This window comes from Streptomyces sp. NRRL WC-3549, assembly GCF_000721935.1.
GTDB lineage: Bacteria > Actinomycetota > Actinomycetes > Streptomycetales > Streptomycetaceae > Streptomyces.
The window spans coordinates 47,775-49,122 of record NZ_KL585401.1; the positions used below are offsets into that span (position 1 = coordinate 47,775).

The window sequence follows — 1,348 nt, forward strand, 5'->3', positions numbered from 1 at the left end:
GCCGCGCCCCGCCTGGTGGCCCGCGGCCGTGCTGGCGCAGGGCGTCCATGACGCTGATCCAGATCTTCGGCGGTCTGTGGCTGCTCGGCCAGATCGTGGGCGTGCTCGAACCCGGCCTGATCACCCCCGCCCTGCTGATGCTGGCCGGGGTCGTCGGCGGGCCGCTGGTGGAGTGGTCGTGCGCGGCGGCGGCCCGTGGACCCGCGCGCCGGTACGGGCAGGAGGCCGAACGCCGGCTGCGGGAGGCAGCCGCCGGGTGCGGGCGGGCCAGGGTCCTCGATCCGGTCGCCGCGGAACTGGCGCGCTACCGCGAAGTACGGGAGCGGTACGTGACGGTGACGGAGTTCTCCACAACCAGGGCGTAATCCACAGGCCGAAGCGGAATCCCAGGTTTCCGTCGAGCATGGGATCCACGGACGGGCACGGGGTCCGCGGCCTTCGACGGCCGCGGACGGCACGGACCCGTGCGAAGGAGGACGGAGCCCGCGGGCGGGCAGCCGTCCGATCGACGGGAACGGGGACGGGACATGAACGAGACCATGGTGACGCTGGTGGGGAACGCCGCGACGGCGGTGGACTACCGGGAGGCGGCGACGGGCCCCATGGCCCGGTTCCGGATGGCGGTGACACCCCGCCGCTGGGACCGGGAGAAGCAGGACTGGGCGGACGGCCACACCAGCTTCTACACCGTCTGGGCCTGGCGGACGCTGGCGGCCAACCTGGCCGGATCGGTCTCGGTCGGAGAACCCCTGGTGGTGCACGGCCGGTTGAAGGTGCGCGAGGAGGACCGGGACGGAGGGCGGCGGACCTCCGTGGACGTCGAGGCCGTGGCCGTCGGGCACGACCTGACCCGGGGCACGGCCGCCTTCCGTAGAGTGGCGAGAGGAGAGCCGTCGCTGACGGCACCGATGGCGCGTCAGAAACCGGCCACGGAACCGGCGTCGGTGTCCTGAACAAGGGGGGCGCGCCGAGGCGGGCTATAACGATTCCCAAACGGAATGGTTATCTGACGGTAGGACGGGGGACTGTCCTCCGCTTGATCCATACGATTCCTCAGTACTCATGCGGCACTTGAGTTTGCTGGCGAGGCACCTCCCACACGCGCACCCTGTGCGTGAACGGGTCTCGCCCGGAGGGGAATTCTGTGTTTTCAGCGTCTTCAGCACCCGTTCCGTCATCGTCCGAGGCGATGGCGGAGCAGCCCATACCGGTTCGGAGCGGAGGCCGCCGGCACGACCGGGAGCCGGGTCGTACCGGGCGGGGTCGCGGCCTCGCCCGCGTGGCCGCCGCGCTGTTCGCCTCGGGTCTGGTCGCCGCCGGTTCGCTCGTCGGCGCCACGGCCGCCACG

Annotated in this window: 1 protein-coding gene and 1 pseudogene; both read left to right on the forward strand. The window is 71.8% G+C overall.

Annotation, left to right across the window (positions count from 1 at the left end; all coding sequences use genetic code 11):
• Nucleotides 1-365: pseudogene (locus tag IH13_RS0116710) on the forward strand (ATP-binding protein); the annotation flags it as partial.
• Between the two features lie 162 nt (nucleotides 366-527).
• Entirely contained in the window at nucleotides 528-953 is a 426-nt protein-coding gene (locus IH13_RS0116715) for a single-stranded DNA-binding protein (RefSeq protein ID WP_031085212.1), read from the forward strand.
• Nucleotides 954-1,348 lie beyond the last annotated feature (395 nt).

What these genes read in the sequence shown, in the direction of transcription:
- IH13_RS0116715 (WP_031085212.1), top strand. Translation starts at nt 528, where the DNA reads ATGAACGAGACCATGGTGACGCTGGTGGGGAACGCCGCGACGGCGGTG.